This is a genomic window from Pirellulales bacterium, assembly GCA_033762255.1.
In the GTDB taxonomy this organism is placed as follows: Bacteria; Planctomycetota; Planctomycetia; order Pirellulales; family JALHPA01; genus JANRLT01.
In genome coordinates, this window is sequence record JANRLT010000022.1 from 40,147 (window position 1) to 56,819 (window position 16,673).

Here is a 16,673-nt window from a genome sequence, read left to right on the forward strand (position 1 = left end):
ATTTATGGATAGACCCATTGCCGTAAACGTAAGGGTTCATCGCCATCGGGCCAAATAAGAGATTCGTGCCAACCCGCTTGCTGGTGTTGGTAATCGCAAGTAATGGCAATTTTGTCAGCGCCATCCGTTGCAAATACGAAAGTTACACGGTCTTCCCCCACCCTGGTTCGCAAGGGTTGCGGCTTGAATTCATCAATTTCAACCCCTCGTATAAAATTATTTGCCAGCGCAAGTTCGCAGGTTTCTTGGTGTTCCAAGTCACCCAGAAATATCTGAAGTTTTGCGGGGGCGGCATACCGGGCTAGCCAGTCATATTCAATCGTCGCGGATTTACCCCGTGCCGTTGCCCCGGAAATCCACCCTTGACCAAATCCCCCCGCCAAACCCGCCAAAAGTGCCAAGCTAAATATCAACCAAGCGCCCCGAAAGACATAAAACTCCATTTTTTGCCACTGCAACTTTTTCGGCTGCTCCAAGTCCAATGTATCCATAAAAAATCTCCAGCGAATGCCAGCTCAGGGGTCTCTGGCATCCGCCGGAGTTATTGGGTGATTCCCATGAGGGGGGCACTTATGATGCCGCGTCGGTTCCCGCGACTTTGACCAGCTTGTTATATAAACCCAAAATTAAAAAAGTCGGAGCCCATTGGCCCACAAATACGCTGGCTTGACGACGGCCGCATAATTGTAAAACCAATGATGTGCCAATGGAGGCCGTGGCCGCCCACAAAAAAAGGTCGGATGGCAATTTGGCTGTTTGCTGTTCAATGGTGCGCGCGACCTGTCCTTCGCGATGTTCATGGCGGGAAGGCTCATTGCCGGATATTCCCGACCAGTTTGTACCGGCGTTGCGAGTGGATGTGGGTGACATGCTGAGTACTCCTTAAAATAATGGCGTGCGTTAATGGCGAACGTGTTTTGGTGAGTTTGGAAATTCGACCGATGGCGGAACGTGCCAATAAGCCACCTGCATTTTTTGTGCCGCAGCCTCATGGAGCGCGCATGAATCTTGCAATTAACGTTCTTTGAATAAATTGTTGAATAACGTCCGCGAGGGTTGTGGACAAATTCAAACCGCTTAGTTCATAAACTAGCCACTTTTATTATTTGGTACGGCCTTTCCCTTGTTATCGGTGGATGATCTTTCTATCGTTTTAAAGCTGGCATGATAACTGCACATTTTCTTACAAACATTAAGGAGACAAATCATGCCGCGCGGTTCAAAAGACAAGTACACTGATAAACAAAAGCGCCAAGCCGAGCATATTGCCGAGTCCTATGCCAAACGGGGTGTTGGCAAAAAAACCGCCAAAAGCAGAGCCTGGGCAACCGTGAATAAAACCAGCCAGGGGGGTGAAAAACCAGGCGGAGGAGGCTATGGCAAGCCTAAAATTTCCACAAAAGGCACCACAAAACGAAAAGCGGCTCGCAAAAAACGATCCGGATAATTCAGCAAACAATCGCTTTTTTGGAAAATATTTCTTTAGAATTTCTGCTTGCTTTTAGGCCAGGGGATCGGGCATAATCTATTGAGGCCCGCGGTTGATGGTTGACATGCCAAACCTCGGTTCTTCCCACCTTTTTGGTTGCCCCGCTTATTGCCCACGGCAACTATCGTGACTGTTGTGTCCCACTTTTGGTCATTTGCACCTATGCGCGCAGCTTTTGCATTTTTGTGCTGTCACCGCAACTGTATCCGCTATGGCTTATTCCTATTTACCGTATTGATCGCGGGGACCGTATTCGCCGCGGAACCTCCTTCCTTTGCCAATGATATCGTCCCGCTATTAACCAAAGCTAGCTGCAACCAAGGAGCCTGCCACGGCAAAAATGACGGTCGCAACGGCTTTAAGCTATCACTGCGGGGGTATGCCCCCGATTGGGATTGGGAACGCTTGGTCAAGGAATCACGCGGACGGCGAATCAATTTGGCGGCTCCGGAGCAAAGTTTGCTGTTACGCAAGGCCAGCGGTCAAGTTCCGCATGGCGGCGGCGCGCTATTGCCCGTTGACTCCCCCGGCTATGATCTGCTCAAACAATGGATCGCCGCCGGCGCGCCTTCCTTAACCGGCAACGAGCCTCAAGTCAGTTCCTTGGAACTTACCCCGGGACCACAAATCCTGAACGTGGGTGATCAACGGCAAATTCGGGTACAGGCACGCTACACGGATAACACCGTGCGCGACGTTACCTGGCTCACGCAATTTTTTAGCAATGATGGAAATGTCATCGATATTCAGCCGACCGGGCTATTAACAGCGGTGCGTCCCGGCGAGACCAGCATTCGGGCGCATTTTATGACGCAGGTGGAGACCTGCGTCATGACCGTGCCCATGCCGGGTGTTGCTGACACCCAGGCTGATACCGCCACCATGCCGACCCCCGCGGGATTTATCGATGAATGGATCTTTAAAAAGCTGTCAGCGCTACGAATACCGGCTTCGCCCGACGCCACCGATGTGGAATTTATGCGCCGCGTTTATCTGGATCTGATTGGCACGTTGCCCACGGCAGCGGAAGTCCGCCAATTTATACAAAACCCCTCGACCAACAAGCGGGAACAGTTAATTGATCAATTATTGGCACGACCGGAATACATTGACTATTGGACGTTGTTTTATGCCGATCTGTTGCAAAATCGCCGCGAACGTGACCATGATGTTCGCGGGGCCAAGGATGTCCGCCGATTTCAGGCCTGGATACGCCAAAAGGTCGCGGACAACACCCCCTGGGATCAACTGGCGCGGGAGGTTCTAACCAGCCAGGGAAGCGCGGATGAGCATCCTGCCGTGGGGTACTTTGTGGTTACGGTCGGTGAAAAACAACGCGCGGACGAATCTGAAGTGGTCGCCAGCGTCGCCCAGGCGTTCTTGGGAACGCGGATTGGCTGCGCTCAATGCCATAATCATCCGCTCGAGCGTTACACACAGGATGACTACTACCACTTTGCCGCATTCTTTGCCTCGTTAAAACTAAAACGGGAAAACAGCCGCGCGGGGGCAACAGAGCTTACATTTGAATGGCAGGATAAAAATCAAAAAATAGCGGCCCGCCAACCGCGCACCGGCAAAATGATGCCGCCGCAAACCTTGGATCGCCAACCGGCGGAGATGGGGGATAAGCTGGACCCGCGGGAGAATCTAGCAAAATGGATCACCGGTGCTGGCAAAGAGCAATTTGCCTCGGCCATGGTCAATCGCCTGTGGCGACATATGTATGGGACGGGATTAGTGGAACCCGTGGATGACCTGCGGGCCAGCAATCCTCCCAGCCACCCCGAATTAATGCATGCCCTGACGGACTTTTTTATCTCGCACAACTACGATGTAAAGGCGCTCCTGCGGGAGATGGCGAATTCCCGCGCTTATCAGTTATCCTCGCGAACCCTCCCGGGCAACGCGGCCGATTCCAAGTTTTACTCACACTATGCGGCGCGGCGCTTACCAGCGGAAGTTCTCTTTGACGCAATCTGCCAGGCGACCGACCAAGCTCAGGATTTCGCTGGCTATCCGCGCGGCCTGCGGGCCATTCAATTACCCGAGCCAAAAGTCGAATCGTATTTCCTCAGCCAATTTGGTCGTTCTGATCGCGTGACCGCCTGCGCATGCGAGCGTAAAAATGATTTAAGCGTGACGCAGCTCTTGCATCTGCAATGTGGTCCGGAACTATGGGACAAAGTGACCGCGGGGGAGGGACGGCTGGCAAAATTGCTGGCACCCGGCGACCCAGCCGCTGCCAGCACAACTACATCAGAATTGCCGGAGAGCGCCGAACAGGCCATGATCGAAGAACTATACCTGCACACGCTGTCACGATTTCCGGAGGGGGCGGAAATGAAAAAACTTAGGCAGGTAAGACAGTCCTCCCATAACAAAACCGAATTTTTTCAAGACCTGTTTTGGGCTCTGCTAAATAGCAAAGAGTTTTCCTTTAATCACTAACAACCTTAGCCTTCTGGCGGTCGACCATGCTTGATTTTTATCTTGGCCGGGATAAGCGATCGTTCTGCTCTGGAACCACGCGACGGGACTTTATGCGCGTGGGGGGCCTAGGTATGTTGGGCCTGGGGTTGGCGGACATTTTAAAGTTGGAGGCCTGCGCCCAAGAAGCCCATATCCAGGGAACGCCTAGCGCGCCCCGCGCTAAAAGCGTCATTTTAGTGTTTTTAGGCGGAGGGCTATCCCACCACGACACCTTTGATATGAAGCCCGGCGCTCCCGCGGAAATCCGCGGCAAATACGGCTCTATACCCACCAAGATCCCCGGTCTGTCCATTTGCGAATTACTACCGAAAATGGCGGATGTCATGGACCGGCTGACGCTGGTACGCAGCGGCGCGCATCATAACGACCATCACGAGACCGCCACCAATTGGGTGCTATCGGGGCGTTTTGGCTCCCCTTTTGGCGACTTTCCCGCCATTGGCGCGGTCGTTTCGCAGCAATTGGGCTTTCGCGGCGTGCTCCCCCCCTATATGGCCATCCCGAAAAACCCGTCCTTTACATGGGAACTGGGAAAAAGCGCGTTCCTGGGGGGGCGGTATGAATCCTTTGCCACGGGGGACCCAAACAACCAAAATTTCCAGGTCCGCGACCTCAGTCCCGCGGGAAACGCCGCCGGGACGCGCCTGGAACGGCGTGAATCACTGCTTGCCGCGGTTGATAGCCTGCAACGCCAAGTCGAGGGAAATGATCAAATCGCCACTTATGATGAGTTTCGCAGACGCGCAGCCAACATGGTCTTAACGCCCGAGGCCAAAAAGGCATTTGATATCAAAAGCGAGGATGAAACCCTGCGTGATCGATATGGCCGCAACACTTTTGGCCAAAGCTGCCTCTTGGCTCGGCGCTTGATCGAGCACAACATTCGCTTTGCCACCGTGAACTATGGCGGCTGGGACCACCACGGCAAAATCTTTGAAAATCTTGACAACAAACTCCCGGAGTTTGACCGCGGCTTTTCCGCCTTGATTGAAGATCTGGACCAGCGCGGCCTGCTCAAAGACACCCTGGTCGTGTGCATGGGTGAGTTTGGCCGAACACCCAAAATTAACAAAGACGCGGGGCGCGACCACTGGGGACCGGCGGCATCGCTGTTGTTCGCGGGGGCGGGGATCGCGCGGGGCAAAATTATCGGCCAGACCGACCGCACCGGATCGCAAGTCCTGGAACAGCCTATCGCCCCGGCGGATGTGGCCCATACTATTTTAACGGCCCTGGGCATCAACCCCGATATCGAACTGACCACGCCGGATGGACGGATCATTCCCATTCTAGATAAAGGGGAATTTGTGCGGGAACTGTTTGTTTAGTCAGGTCCATGTCATTGCCTTGATTCATTTTTAATTTTCTAACCACCACCCCCAGGAGCCATTATGGCGGCCAACTCGCCTTTTTTGTTACCGATGTGCCGCTGGCTGGGAAGCGGACTAGTTGGCGTATGCCTAGCGGCGGCCCCCTTGGGGGCGGAAGAAACTCCGGACAAAGACAAAGCCCCCAAACCCCCAGAGTTGAAGCTGTCCGTACCATTGGCGATTCCGCATGACTATCAAGGCATGTTGATTTTGCGCGGACAACGGCTGCAATCCTGCAAAGAAGTAAAGTCCGCGCAGGGCGGCGTCACGGTAAAACTAGTAAAGGCTGAGGCTTCTAAACCGCCACAAGATGTCGAAGCGTCCGTCGCGGGAGATTCATTCGTCGAGCTGGAATTGCAGCTTTCCGCCCCTCTTGATGCCGGGGAAATCCCCTTAACCGTGGTTACGGATCAGGGAGAGGCCACCTATCAAACACAAGTGATCCCGCGTGAGAAATATTTGGAACAACGGGAACCGGCCGGGGGATTTAAAGACGCCCAGGATTTGCCACTTGATCAAGTGGTTGTGGGAAAAATCGATGCTCCGCGCGATGTGGACGTGTTTCGCCTTCAACTCATGAGTGGAAAGAAATATGTGCTAGAACTTAGTGCCGCTAGGCGCGGTTCTCCCTTGGATGCCCATTTGACCCTCTTTGATGACCGCGGGCGGATCCTGGTCGTCAATGACGATGCCCCGGGGACGCGCGATCCGCGGTTGGAGTATACGGTCGCGACGGATGGCGTTTATTATTTATCGGTGATTGACGCCAACGATTTGGGAAGCAATATACACGACTATGTGCTAAGTTTGCGGGCGGAGTAATCATTAGCCCCGTTCCATTTACCCTGGCGGCAAGTCCCTAATACCCCCCGGCGGGAGCGCTGGTGGTTGCCGCCAACGGGGTCAAATTCAGCCTTTTGCGGCATTCATCTAGGATTTCCGCCGTCCGGCTCGTGCCGCAGCGGGTCGCGCCCAATTCCCGCGCGGCTAGGACCATGTCCAGGTCGCGCAGTCCCCCGGCCGCTTTTATCTGCACATGCGGGGCGGCATAAGCCCGCATCAGCCGCAAATCGTCCAGCGTGGCGCCGCCGCTGCCGAATCCCGTCGAGGTCTTTACCCAATCCGCGCCCAAATCCGAGCAGATTTTGCACAATTCGCGTTTGTGCGCGTCGGTGAGATAGCAATTTTCAAAAATGACTTTTACTTTTTGGCCCGCGTCGTGGGTGGTCTGAATGATGGGGGCTAATTCCGCCGTCAAATAATTCCAGCGCTCGCTGACCGCCTGGCTGATATTGATGACCACATCCAGTTCCTCGCAGCCATCGGCCAGGGCCTGGCGGGCCTCGGCCAGCTTGACCGAGGCATGTTGTCCCCCGTGGGGAAAGCCAATCACCGTGCTTACCCGCACCGTGCCGCCGCGCAAAATGTTCGCGCAGCGGGTAACGGCATAGGGCAAAATGCAGACGCTAGCCACATCATAATCGAGCGCCAGACGACAGCCCGCGTCTAATTGCTCCTCTTTTAACGCGGGGGTCAATAGGGCATGATCGATCAACTTGGCGATTTCCGCGTATGTCCACGACATGGTTTTAACTCTACGCCAGGGAATTATCTTTATAGCGCTTCCCCGCGATTTTAGGCAAATGCGGGGAAACCGCAGGGATCTCACCATTGGACAGGGCAATTTCAAGGTGTCAAGCGGGGATGGGGGATGATTTTGTGCATCGCTTGATTTTCGCGCTTTGCCTCCGAATGATTGATTTCAGTGGATTGAATGCCAATCTTTCTGTTTTCCCCCTGGATAAGCCTTATGTTTCAGGTTAGAAAATCGAACGCGCGCGGCCATGTTCAGCATGGTTGGCTGGAGTCTTTTCACACGTTTAGCTTTGCCGATTACCACGATCCCCAATGGACCGGCTACCGCCATCTGCGCGTTATCAATGATGACTGGATTATGCCCGGACAGGGCTTTGGACAACATCCCCACCGCGACATGGAAATCATTACCTACATGCTGGAGGGAGAACTGGAACACCGCGATTCCCTGGGGAATGGGCGAATCTTGCGCGCGGGAGACGTGCAGTACATGGCGGCGGGAACGGGAATCCTCCACAGTGAATTTAACCCCAATCCCGCCACGCCGACGCACTTGCTCCAAATTTGGATCAAGCCCGACACCCGTGGAGTCGCTCCCCGCTATGCGGAAATGTCATTAACGGATCAACAACCCGGAACGTTGCGGCTGGTCGCCAGCGCGGATGGCCGCGCGGGGTCGATCTTGATTCACCAGGACGCCGATTTGTGGATCGGCAAATTGAATACCGGTCAAGAAGTTTTCCATTCTCTCAACGAGTCTCGACACTTGTGGCTACATGTGGCCACGGGCGAAATCACCGTGAACGGCCAGATGCTGGCAGCCGGCGATGCCTTGTATGGAGCGGGACCGGCGCGACTAAGTCTAACATGTGTCCAACCCGCCCAAGCGCTGCTGTTTGATCTGGCATAAAAAAAACGCCCGGAGAACTCCGGGCGTTAGTGGAACGGGATTCAATGACAATGAAATCGATTGGCAAATGCAACAATCGGGGAGTATTGTTTAGAACTCGCCAAAGAAGTCCGCCACGGCGAGTCCGCGGGCTGACTTGGTGGTGGATTCTTCCGCCTGATGCCAAACGGCTCCGGCCAGAACATCCGCTCCCACCAGGCTTTCAACATCGCTTTCGCTAAACAAGGCGATCACATCCCCGGCGGCCAGCGGATTCCCCACGCCCGAACCAAAGTTCGAGTCGATGGGCAGGTAGTCAGCTGGTGTGACCAATCCGTCAAAATCCCCATCGCCCAGAGTCCATCCACCGGAGAGGCCCGGCGTGGTGGATCCCAAGAAGGAATCAACCACGGTGTAATCGGCTCCATCGACCTGGCCATCGAGGTTATAATCGCCCGGATAGGTAAAGCGGATAATCGTTTGATTAAATCCGGTTCCAAAGGTCGAATTACCCAAGGTCAGATCGTAGAAGGGATTACCAACGTCGCCGAACTGGCTGTTGGCGTTATCCACCGCAATGATGATCCGGCCGCCTCCAGAGTTGTCGACTGTGGTGCTGCCGATGACGGGCACACCGCTGCCGGTGGCGATAAGGCCAAACGAGTAATAGTTATCGATAAAGGCCGTAATATCACCCGTGGGGTTGGTCCCCAACGGATCATAATTCAAGACCAAATCGTTATCGTTCAGGTCAATCAGGCTTTCGCCGCTCATCGCCAGGCTATTCAACACCAACAGGCCGTTGGCCAAGCCGTTTTCACGGATTGTCAAGCGGCTGGCATTTCCCAATAACGAAAGCGCGTCGCCACGCAAACCATTTACCGTCAGGCCAGAGCCAACGGTGATCGTGACATCGCGGGTGTCAACCAAGGGCAGGGGATCGGTATCTACCAGGTTGACGTTTTTCGCGATAGAGACCGTGCCATCGACCGTGACGCCCGCGGCGGCGGCAATGGTCAGCGACCCGCTGTCGATATCGGTGATATTGGCACTGAGGGTGACTCCCCCTGCGCTAGTCAGACTGATCGGCGCGCCGCTGTCCGTACCAGTGGCTCCACCAATCCGCAGGACGCCGGCGTCATTGGTAATCACAATGTCATGGGTCGCGTTGCCGCTGGTGGTATTAGCGGTAAAGCTCGCGCCATCCACTTCGCTCAAGTAGATGCCACCATTAATGTTGGTCGCCACAACCGTGCCCGCCTGGGTGCGAACCGGCTGGGTGGGGCTGCCGATGTTATTTTCATCGGCCAGCAATACCACGGTGCCGCTGCCGACATTGACCACGGCTCCCGGTTGCATCGTGATGCCGCCAGCCCGGCTGGCGCTGGTTCGGGCCAAAGGATCCACCGTTACCGTGCCGCCATCGCCAGTGGTGACATTGTTGAGCACAATTTGGCTATTCCCTTCGGCAGAGACAGTCAGCAACACTGCGTTGGCGGTGGTGTTGCTAGTCGTGATGCTGCTGGCGGGATCCATGAGTAATTGATGGCCCGTGCTGACGCCATCTAAATTGGTGTCGATCTGGACTGTACCGGCAAAGCCCGCACCCCCAATAGCGCTGTAAATGAACACGCTGTCATCAGCCTGCAAGATAATCGCGCCCGGACCTTGGGTGGTCACCGGCCCGCGGATCGTCAGATCATGGCCGGTGGAGTTAGTGGTCATCACTGTCACCCCGCCACCTGTGGCGGTGGCATTGAACACGGCGAAATCATTCGGTCCCCAGGCATTCACATATAACCCGCCGGTCCCCGCGGTGCCGTACAGGCCATGCACCAACTCGGTTTGGGGATTGATGGAAATCGCCGCATCCAACGGGAGCGGACTGGATACCGTTCCGATGGAGCCATTGGCGCCGCTGGTCAGGTAGAACTCGGCGGCGCGGATGGTGGTGGAGTTTGTCAGGAGGCGATCCGGCGTGGGAATGCCTTCGGCCAACAGGATCGAACCTCCGGCATTCACGGTCAGACGGCCCACGCTGGGGGAAACACCGCCGCCGGTGGACATCCGGGCCAACCGGGCATCACCCGCGCCGCCAACCGTAATCGTGATCGCCGCATTGGTCGTGTTATCCGTGGAAACGGTTGCCACCGGGCTTTGGCTGTAGCCTTCGGCTCCGGTATTATCGGTGTTGGCGTTGATGGTAATGGTTCCCAACATACTCAAGTTACCGATATCGGCGTTCACCACAATCCCGTCATCGCTACTTAGGAAAATATTTCCCTGGTAGGTCTGCAGGGCACTGTCGACGGCCAAGATACCAGACAAATTGGTAAAGGAGACATCTCCCGTTCCAATGGCCAAACCGCGAATACTGGCTCCATCCAACTCGGTGACGTAAGCTCCCCCTTCACCAGCCAAGGCCGTGATCGCCCCCGCCTGTGTGCGAATGGGGTCCGTGCTGGTGCCGATCGCTCCCGCCCGGATATCCACAAAGCCATTCCCCACATTAATCAAGGTGCCGGCGGTTTGGGTAACGGTGGAAAAGCTGTTGATGGAAACCTCGCCACCGGCTGCGGTCGTATTGCCCAGGATGGTGAGTGAGTCGCCTAGTTGCCCGCCGCCGACAATTTGCAAGGAATCCTCGATCGCTTGCAGCGTGACGGAATCCACGCCGTCTCCCGTGTTGACCTTGAGCAGGTTGACGCTGCTAGAAGGCCCGGTCGCGGTGTTGGCATCGGACAATGTCCAGCCGTTGGCAATCGCGGCGGCGGTCAGGGTGATCGGCTCGCCACTGTCGCTGATCGTGTAGACCCCGCTTGCCGCATTGATGACAACATTGTTGGCAAAGCCCGTTCCAGCGGAGTACGCCAGGACACCGTCCACCACATCCAGCGTCGCGGCAACCGCCGTGGCCGAAGGTGGCAAGTAGAAAATCGTTAATTCCGGACGGGTGTCCGCCGTGGTGGCATTCATACTATTAAAGATCCAACCATCGCTGCCACCCGCCCAGGGAACAATACCCCAACCATTGTTGGCTTCGCCATTCACCCAAGCCTGAACATCGTTAGTGACGTTGTAGTAATTGCGGGCGGACTGTTCATTGGGGGAGAGAGCCGCTTGTCCCGCCTGGTCACTGTAAATGCCAGTGGTTTCGGTTGCTGGATCAATACCCTCAACGGTGGTATTCCAGGTTGGATTTAACCCAAAGTCGGTGTTCAAGCGGAAGAACCGTCCACCATCACCGCGGGAGTTACCTGAATTGGAAAACAGCATCAAACTGGCGCCTAGAATTGTCGAACCAGCGGGAATCTGATTGATCGCGTTCCCCACCAAATCGCCATACTTAATAATTCCGTGCGCGGCGTTATTGCCCCCATCGGTAAAGTCAATCAGGATCGTTTGGGCATTGGATGCATCGGCATCCGGGGCATTCTGCGATACCTGGGTGTCAAAGCCGGCAGTGTAGCCATTCACATTTTGCTGCAACACCAGCGTTTGGGTGCCGGGAGTGATCCAGGTGACTACCAGTTGCGGGCGATTACCCACAATAGCCGCCTCGGAGGAATCCAGGCTCCAGGTGTAGGGATTGGGTGAAATTGGCAAGAAAGCCCAACCATTATTGGTTTCGCCATTCGACCAGGCTTGCAGGTCATCCCGCACGCCAAAATTTGCCTGACCAGCATTGACACCCGCCCCGCCAGCGGCACTGCCAGCAAACGAATTAAACGCCGTGCGGGCCTCGACATTGTTATTTTGGATGCCGTTTCCGCCAAATGTGTTCCAGTTATCCGTGGCGGACCAGCTGCTAACCATGCGGTGCAGTTGTCCCCCCAGGTTGGCTGCAGTGGAGTTCAGTGTTAAGTAGGCATCAATGATTTTTGCACCAAACGGAATCTGGCCCGGCCCGTTGCCGAACAGATTCTCGTAACGGAGCAACGTCGTTTGCTGAGTACCCGAGGTCGGCGAGACGCTGAGCGTGGTCGCGGCGCTGTTGTCGGCGGTTGGGTTGGCGGCTTGGATCACCGTGTCCACCGTGCCGGTGTAGCCGTTAAACCCTTGCAAGAAGATCGAATTGTTGATCAGCGGATTGTCAAAGGTGGGGGTAACAGTGATGCTGGCAGTTTCTGTCGCCACGCTAAACGGAGTGGTAAAGCCACTGAGCGAGGCATCAAACAAATCGCCATTGACACCCTGGCTTTGATCCCACGCGCGGAAGGTCAAACCCGTGGAAACGGTACCATTGTAATTTGGGCTGGGGATAAACCGCACGCGTGTCGTGGCGTCCGACGCCAACAAGCGGGCGGAATTTGCCGTCACTCCCGCCAAGCTGGCCCAGGTCGCTCCGTTATCCAGCGAGTATTCCCAGGCGCCGTTGGAGTTGCTAACGCCAATCACGGCAATCCCTTCGGGGTCGCCATCCAGGTCCGTGATGCGATCGCCACCCGCACTGCTGATAATAGCCGACACCAGCGAGCCGCTATTGGAAATAGTATCCTCGTTGATTGCGCCCAGACTCATGTTCCCGGTGTTATCGAGGACCGGAGCGGCATTGACACTGGCAGACTTGACCCAATCTTCGTTACCACTGGCGGCCAGCGGGGTATTATCATCCTGGCTGACAATCGTGCCATTGGCAGTGACCGTTAGGACGTAGCTGCCATCCAGATTGGTCGGCACCGTCAGGTTGTTGATCGTCCAGTTAATATTATTAGAGGTGGTAACGGTGACTCCTGTCAGCGATACCGGCAATGAATTGCGGGTAAGCGTCAAATCACTGATGTCAAAGCCATTCACCGCCTCGGTAAAGTTGACCTGGATCGACGCGACCGAGCTATTACGCGGATCGGGGAAGACATTGACCACGTCCACGACCGGCACGGTCTTGGTATAGGTTAAGACCACGTCATTACCATCGCCACCGGCGTAATTGATGGTAAAGAAGTAGGTGTCCAGGATGATGCTCGACCCTTGGGCAAAGGTGCCGCTAACCGTCCCCATGTTATTAATCAAGGTAAACGAGTCGCCCAACGTCGGCATATAGCCCAGCGTTAGTGCCAGCGTCGCCCCACCCAAGGTGAAATTGTCGGTATTGATTTGGTCGTATAAGCTACCGGCCGTGACGCCATTCAGGTCAAAACTGGCCGTGGAACCCGCGGTCAGGGTCAAATCGTCGGTGATCAACCCAATGGGGGAAAGACCGGGGGCAACAGTACCTCCGGCAAGAATGCTCAACGGCCCGCTCACCGTTCCAAAGCCCAGAAGGCTTTCGCCGGAACCAACTTCAAAACCAGTGGCCGAGACCAGAATCCCTCCGCCCAGCGTGGTCGTGGGGCCAAGCTGAACAACATTTCCATCCGTCACGGTGACGGTATTATTGAGGATGTTCCACGGGGCGGAGGCAAAGACATCGCCGGACATGGCGTCCAGAATGATCGGGCCGCTATTGGCATCTCCCACCTGGGCGGCAAGTTCAATTCCCCCCGGGCTTTGCAAGAAAAACACGCTGCCGGTGAAGCTGTCATTGGCCGACGGACCAGTGACTCGCAACAGCCCCGATAGGTTATTGACGACGACCGAAGGAACGGAAATCGTTGAACCACCTGGAACCGAGGTATTGACCGTCAGATCCGCACCGTCCGTTTCCGTGATGTAAATGCCATCCTGGGTGGTGGTGGCAATAATCGTGCCAGCGGTTGTGCGAATGCTGTTCAGATTATCGCCAATGGAACCACCGGAACCACCGCCGCCGCCGTTGAGGATCACGGTCCCCGTCGCTCCGGCATTCAGCGTGTTGACCATGCTGGCATTGAGGATACTTCCCGCGCGGGCCGGGTTGGTACCCGCCGCGGCGTTGATCGTGATCGTGCCACCGTTGCCGACTTCCACATTGCTGATAATAATCGCGCTAAAGTTGCTGCTGACGGAAGTCGCGGAGAGGGACAGAGTAACTGCGTTCGCGGTGTTATTAGTCGTGAACACACCGGGGGAGTTGGTCATATCCAGGCGGTGTCCGTCCGAAACTCCGTCCAAATTCGCTTCGATGGTGATCGTGCCGCTGGTCACGCTGCCAGAAAGGGCATCCGGCTTGCCAATGACGGCATTCACATTCAAGGTGTCATCGGCCTGGAGCCGGATATTGCCATTTGGCGTATAGACTGGACCATTGATGCTCAAATTGTGGCCATTGGCATCTGAGAGGTAAATCTGGATATCGCCACCAGCGGCGATTGCCCCGGCCGAACCAATCGTCAGATCTGCGTCATTCCATTCTTGAATAAAGATACCCCCCGTGCCCGCCAGGTAATCCGCGGCGGAGGTCGCCTCGGTCGCGCTGTTGGTTTGGATGGGAGCGGCCAGTGTCCCGATCGAGCCATTGCCAGTCGGGCTATTCTTTAACGAGAGCAACCGGGAAGTGATAAAGTTGATGCTTCCTGCGGTCCGACCAGGGACATCGATCGCGGGATTCCACAAGATGGAACCGTTATTGCTTTGCACATTATACCCCCCCCCCGCGACGGTGGCATTAGCCAGGACCGCGTTGCCCGTGCCGCCGCCAGCAGTATTGACATTGATCGTCACCGCGTTGGCGCTGGTGCTGCGTGAGGTAATATTTGACACGGTAACCTGGGTATTGGCGGCTGTCCCCTGATATTGGGCGCCTTGCAAGAAACCCTCGGAGCCAATTCCGTCGGCATTGGCATTCAGGGTCAGCGTGGAACTGGTATCAAACATGGCAATCGCCGCGTCGAGGGCTAATTCCAAGGCATCATTGCTGGTGATCACGGCATCCCCCCCCACCACCATGCCATCCCCGTTCACGCTGGTTTGACCAACCAACCGCAATGTCCCCGCGCTATTTAAGACGGTTAAATTGCCATCATTGGTGACTACCGCGGTAAGGTCCGCGCCGTCCGCCTCGGTAACAAACACACTATTTGCTCCGCCGGTCAGGATCAATTTGCCCGCGGCAGACAGAATGGGTGAGCCGCTGCTACCGATGCCCGTACCTTGCAGCGACAATGTGGCCGAACCCAAATTAAAGCTGGCGGCACCGGTCCGGGTGATGCTGTTGAATTCGGAAATGGTGACATTGGCCGCCAGATTCAGGGTGTTGGCCAGGGTAAAGGTGTCACCCGCTTGGCCGCCGCCGGCAATCGACAGTGTGTTGCTCGCGCTATTAAGCGTGACGGCGTCATCCCCGTCATTGGTATCGATACTCAGGCTGGTGACGCCCGCCACGGGACCGGTAACGATGTTGGTGCCGCTTCCCGTCCAACCCGCGGTGATCGCGGCGGCGGTTAGCGTGATTGGCTGGGAATCGGCAAGGGTGTAGGTTGTTCCATCCGAACTGATCGCCAGGGTGTTGTTTTGTCCCGCTCCAGCGCTGTAGGTCACCGCTCCGCTATTAAAATCAAGCGTGGTGCCGGCTGGTGCTGCGGGGGGAGTGAACGAAATGTATAACTTGGGCTGCGAAGCCGCTAAAGTCGTCTCCGAAGGCTCGATCCCCCAACCATCCGTGCCATCCACCCAGGGATTGATCACCCAACCGTAATTGGGTGTGCCATTCGACCAGGCTTGCAAGTCCGTCAAGATGTCAAACTGTTGAAATCCAGCCTGAGAATTAGGATTGCGGGCGACCACGCCGGCTTGGGTATTGAAAGCGGTTTCCGCTTCTACCCCGTCGATGTTGACTCCGCCACCCAGGGAGTTGTACGTGGCTGTCAGTTGATTCCAGTCGATTTTCATCCGGTGAAATGTGCCGCCGTCACCCGCCGCGTTGCTGCCAAAGCTGCGCAACATCATGCTGGCGCCATTAATGGTCGAACCATAAGGAATTTGGTTGGGGCCATTGCCAAAAATATTGTCAAAACGGATCAGAAGCTGATGATTGGCGTTGGCATTTGGTTCGGTAAAATCCGAGAAAATGGTGGTGGTCTGCGTTCCCGCCGTAAACGCTGCGGGGACATTTTGCTGAATCCAGGTGTCTTGGGTTCCCTGGTAGCCCCCAACACCATTTTGGAATGTGATAAAGTTGGTCCCGGCTGGCTCCCATTCCACGACCAAGCGGGGTCGTTGGGTAACCGTGCCATGCTCTTTGGTACGAAATTCCCAACCGTCGGTGCCGCTGGCCCAGGGGATAAATCCCCAACCGTGATTGGCGGTGCCATCCGACCAGGCCTGGACATCTTCGGTGACAAAGGCGGGATAAACGACGCCATTGGGGGCGTCGGCGTTGCGGCTGGCATTCCCCACATGGGCAAAAGAGACGGTATTAAGCTCGATACCGTCATTGGCGAGGCCATCGGTAAAGGAATCCCAAGTCGCGGTGGATTCATCCCAAGCGTTTAACACCCGATAAAGCTGGCCGCCGTCACCACCGTTGAAAGTTGTGAATTCAACACGGGCGGAGATGATTCTAGAACCGAGCGGAACTTGTCCCGCGCCATTGCCAAAGATATTGTCAAATCGCAGCAACCCATGTCCGGCGTTATTTGCATTAGCGTCCGTAAAGTCAATCAAAATACCAGCAGTGGCACCCTGGGGAGCGGCCGCGTTGGCTTGCAAAAGCTGCGTATCCGCCGTCCCCATATAGCCATCCACCCCTTCCTGGAACGTGCTGGTGGTTGACAGGGCAAAGCGTTCCTCCAGGTTTTCCAGCGAAATTTTGCGGCTTAAAGCCTGCCGAGCCGGGTGCAAAGTCTCTTGAGAACGTGTCGATCCGTGACGAAGGTTGGCGGTTTGACGGTTACGGGCGAACAAACGAGCCAGTGTGCGGGTCACCATGAAGTCATCCTTAAGTAAGTAGAAAGCGCGCAAATTCTCTGTTAAAAAA

General features: G+C 55.7%; 9 protein-coding genes. 5 read left to right on the forward strand and 4 right to left on the reverse strand.

Features of this window, described 5'->3' with window-relative positions; genetic code table 11:
* Nucleotides 1-2: 2 nt before the first annotated feature.
* Together SFX18_07040 and SFX18_07045 are read right to left on the reverse strand one after the other, a co-directional pair.
* Entirely contained in the window at nucleotides 3-491 is a 489-nt protein-coding gene (locus SFX18_07040) for a hypothetical protein (protein MDX1962889.1), read from the reverse strand.
* A gap of 79 nt (nucleotides 492-570) precedes the next feature.
* A complete protein-coding gene (locus tag SFX18_07045) occupies nucleotides 571-870 on the reverse strand; it encodes a hypothetical protein (GenBank protein MDX1962890.1) in 300 nt (99 codons plus the stop codon).
* A 337-nt stretch (nucleotides 871-1,207) separates the two neighbouring features.
* Here SFX18_07045 and SFX18_07050 point away from each other — a divergent pair, with 337 nt between their 5' ends.
* From SFX18_07050 to SFX18_07065, 4 genes are all read left to right on the forward strand, one after another.
* On the forward strand, nucleotides 1,208-1,447 hold the full coding sequence (locus SFX18_07050; GenBank protein MDX1962891.1) for a hypothetical protein: 240 nt from the start codon (nucleotides 1,208-1,210) through the stop codon (nucleotides 1,445-1,447).
* A gap of 204 nt (nucleotides 1,448-1,651) precedes the next feature.
* On the forward strand, nucleotides 1,652-3,940 hold the full coding sequence (locus SFX18_07055) for a DUF1549 domain-containing protein (GenBank protein ID MDX1962892.1): 2,289 nt from the start codon (nucleotides 1,652-1,654) through the stop codon (nucleotides 3,938-3,940).
* A gap of 26 nt (nucleotides 3,941-3,966) precedes the next feature.
* Nucleotides 3,967-5,310 carry a DUF1501 domain-containing protein gene (locus SFX18_07060; GenBank protein ID MDX1962893.1) on the forward strand — a complete coding sequence of 448 codons (1,344 nt, stop codon included), beginning with the start codon at nucleotides 3,967-3,969 and terminating at the stop codon, nucleotides 5,308-5,310.
* A gap of 63 nt (nucleotides 5,311-5,373) precedes the next feature.
* The gene (locus SFX18_07065; protein MDX1962894.1) at nucleotides 5,374-6,174 is read left to right on the forward strand and encodes a PPC domain-containing protein; all 801 of its coding nucleotides are present in this window, start codon (nucleotides 5,374-5,376) and stop codon (nucleotides 6,172-6,174) included.
* Nucleotides 6,175-6,211: 37 nt separating this feature from the next.
* On the opposite strand, the gene deoC is transcribed toward SFX18_07065, so the two are convergent.
* A complete protein-coding gene (gene deoC, locus SFX18_07070) occupies nucleotides 6,212-6,937 on the reverse strand; it encodes a deoxyribose-phosphate aldolase (protein MDX1962895.1) in 726 nt (241 codons plus the stop codon).
* A 225-nt stretch (nucleotides 6,938-7,162) separates the two neighbouring features.
* On the opposite strand from deoC, the gene SFX18_07075 reads away from it, so the two are divergent.
* A complete protein-coding gene (locus SFX18_07075; GenBank protein ID MDX1962896.1) occupies nucleotides 7,163-7,858 on the forward strand; it encodes a pirin family protein in 696 nt (231 codons plus the stop codon).
* Nucleotides 7,859-7,948: 90 nt separating this feature from the next.
* Here SFX18_07075 and SFX18_07080 read toward each other — a convergent pair whose 3' ends face one another.
* Nucleotides 7,949-16,624 carry a DNRLRE domain-containing protein gene (locus tag SFX18_07080; GenBank protein MDX1962897.1) on the reverse strand — a complete coding sequence of 2,892 codons (8,676 nt, stop codon included), beginning with the start codon at nucleotides 16,622-16,624 and terminating at the stop codon, nucleotides 7,949-7,951.
* Nucleotides 16,625-16,673: the final 49 nt, after the last annotated feature.

Bases quoted from the DNA above. Each gene is read 5' to 3' on its own strand.
- SFX18_07050 (MDX1962891.1), top strand. From the start codon at position 1,208: ATGCCGCGCGGTTCAAAAGACAAGTACACTGATAAACAAAAGCGCCAA.
- SFX18_07065 (MDX1962894.1), top strand. From the start codon at position 5,374: ATGGCGGCCAACTCGCCTTTTTTGTTACCGATGTGCCGCTGGCTGGGA.
- SFX18_07040 (MDX1962889.1), bottom strand. From the start codon at position 491: ATGGATACATTGGACTTGGAGCAGCCGAAAAAGTTGCAGTGGCAAAAA.
- SFX18_07055 (MDX1962892.1), top strand. From the start codon at position 1,652: ATGCGCGCAGCTTTTGCATTTTTGTGCTGTCACCGCAACTGTATCCGC.
- deoC (MDX1962895.1), bottom strand. From the start codon at position 6,937: ATGTCGTGGACATACGCGGAAATCGCCAAGTTGATCGATCATGCCCTA.
- SFX18_07080 (MDX1962897.1), bottom strand. From the start codon at position 16,624: ATGGTGACCCGCACACTGGCTCGTTTGTTCGCCCGTAACCGTCAAACC.
- SFX18_07075 (MDX1962896.1), top strand. From the start codon at position 7,163: ATGTTTCAGGTTAGAAAATCGAACGCGCGCGGCCATGTTCAGCATGGT.
- SFX18_07045 (MDX1962890.1), bottom strand. From the start codon at position 870: ATGTCACCCACATCCACTCGCAACGCCGGTACAAACTGGTCGGGAATA.
- SFX18_07060 (MDX1962893.1), top strand. From the start codon at position 3,967: ATGCTTGATTTTTATCTTGGCCGGGATAAGCGATCGTTCTGCTCTGGA.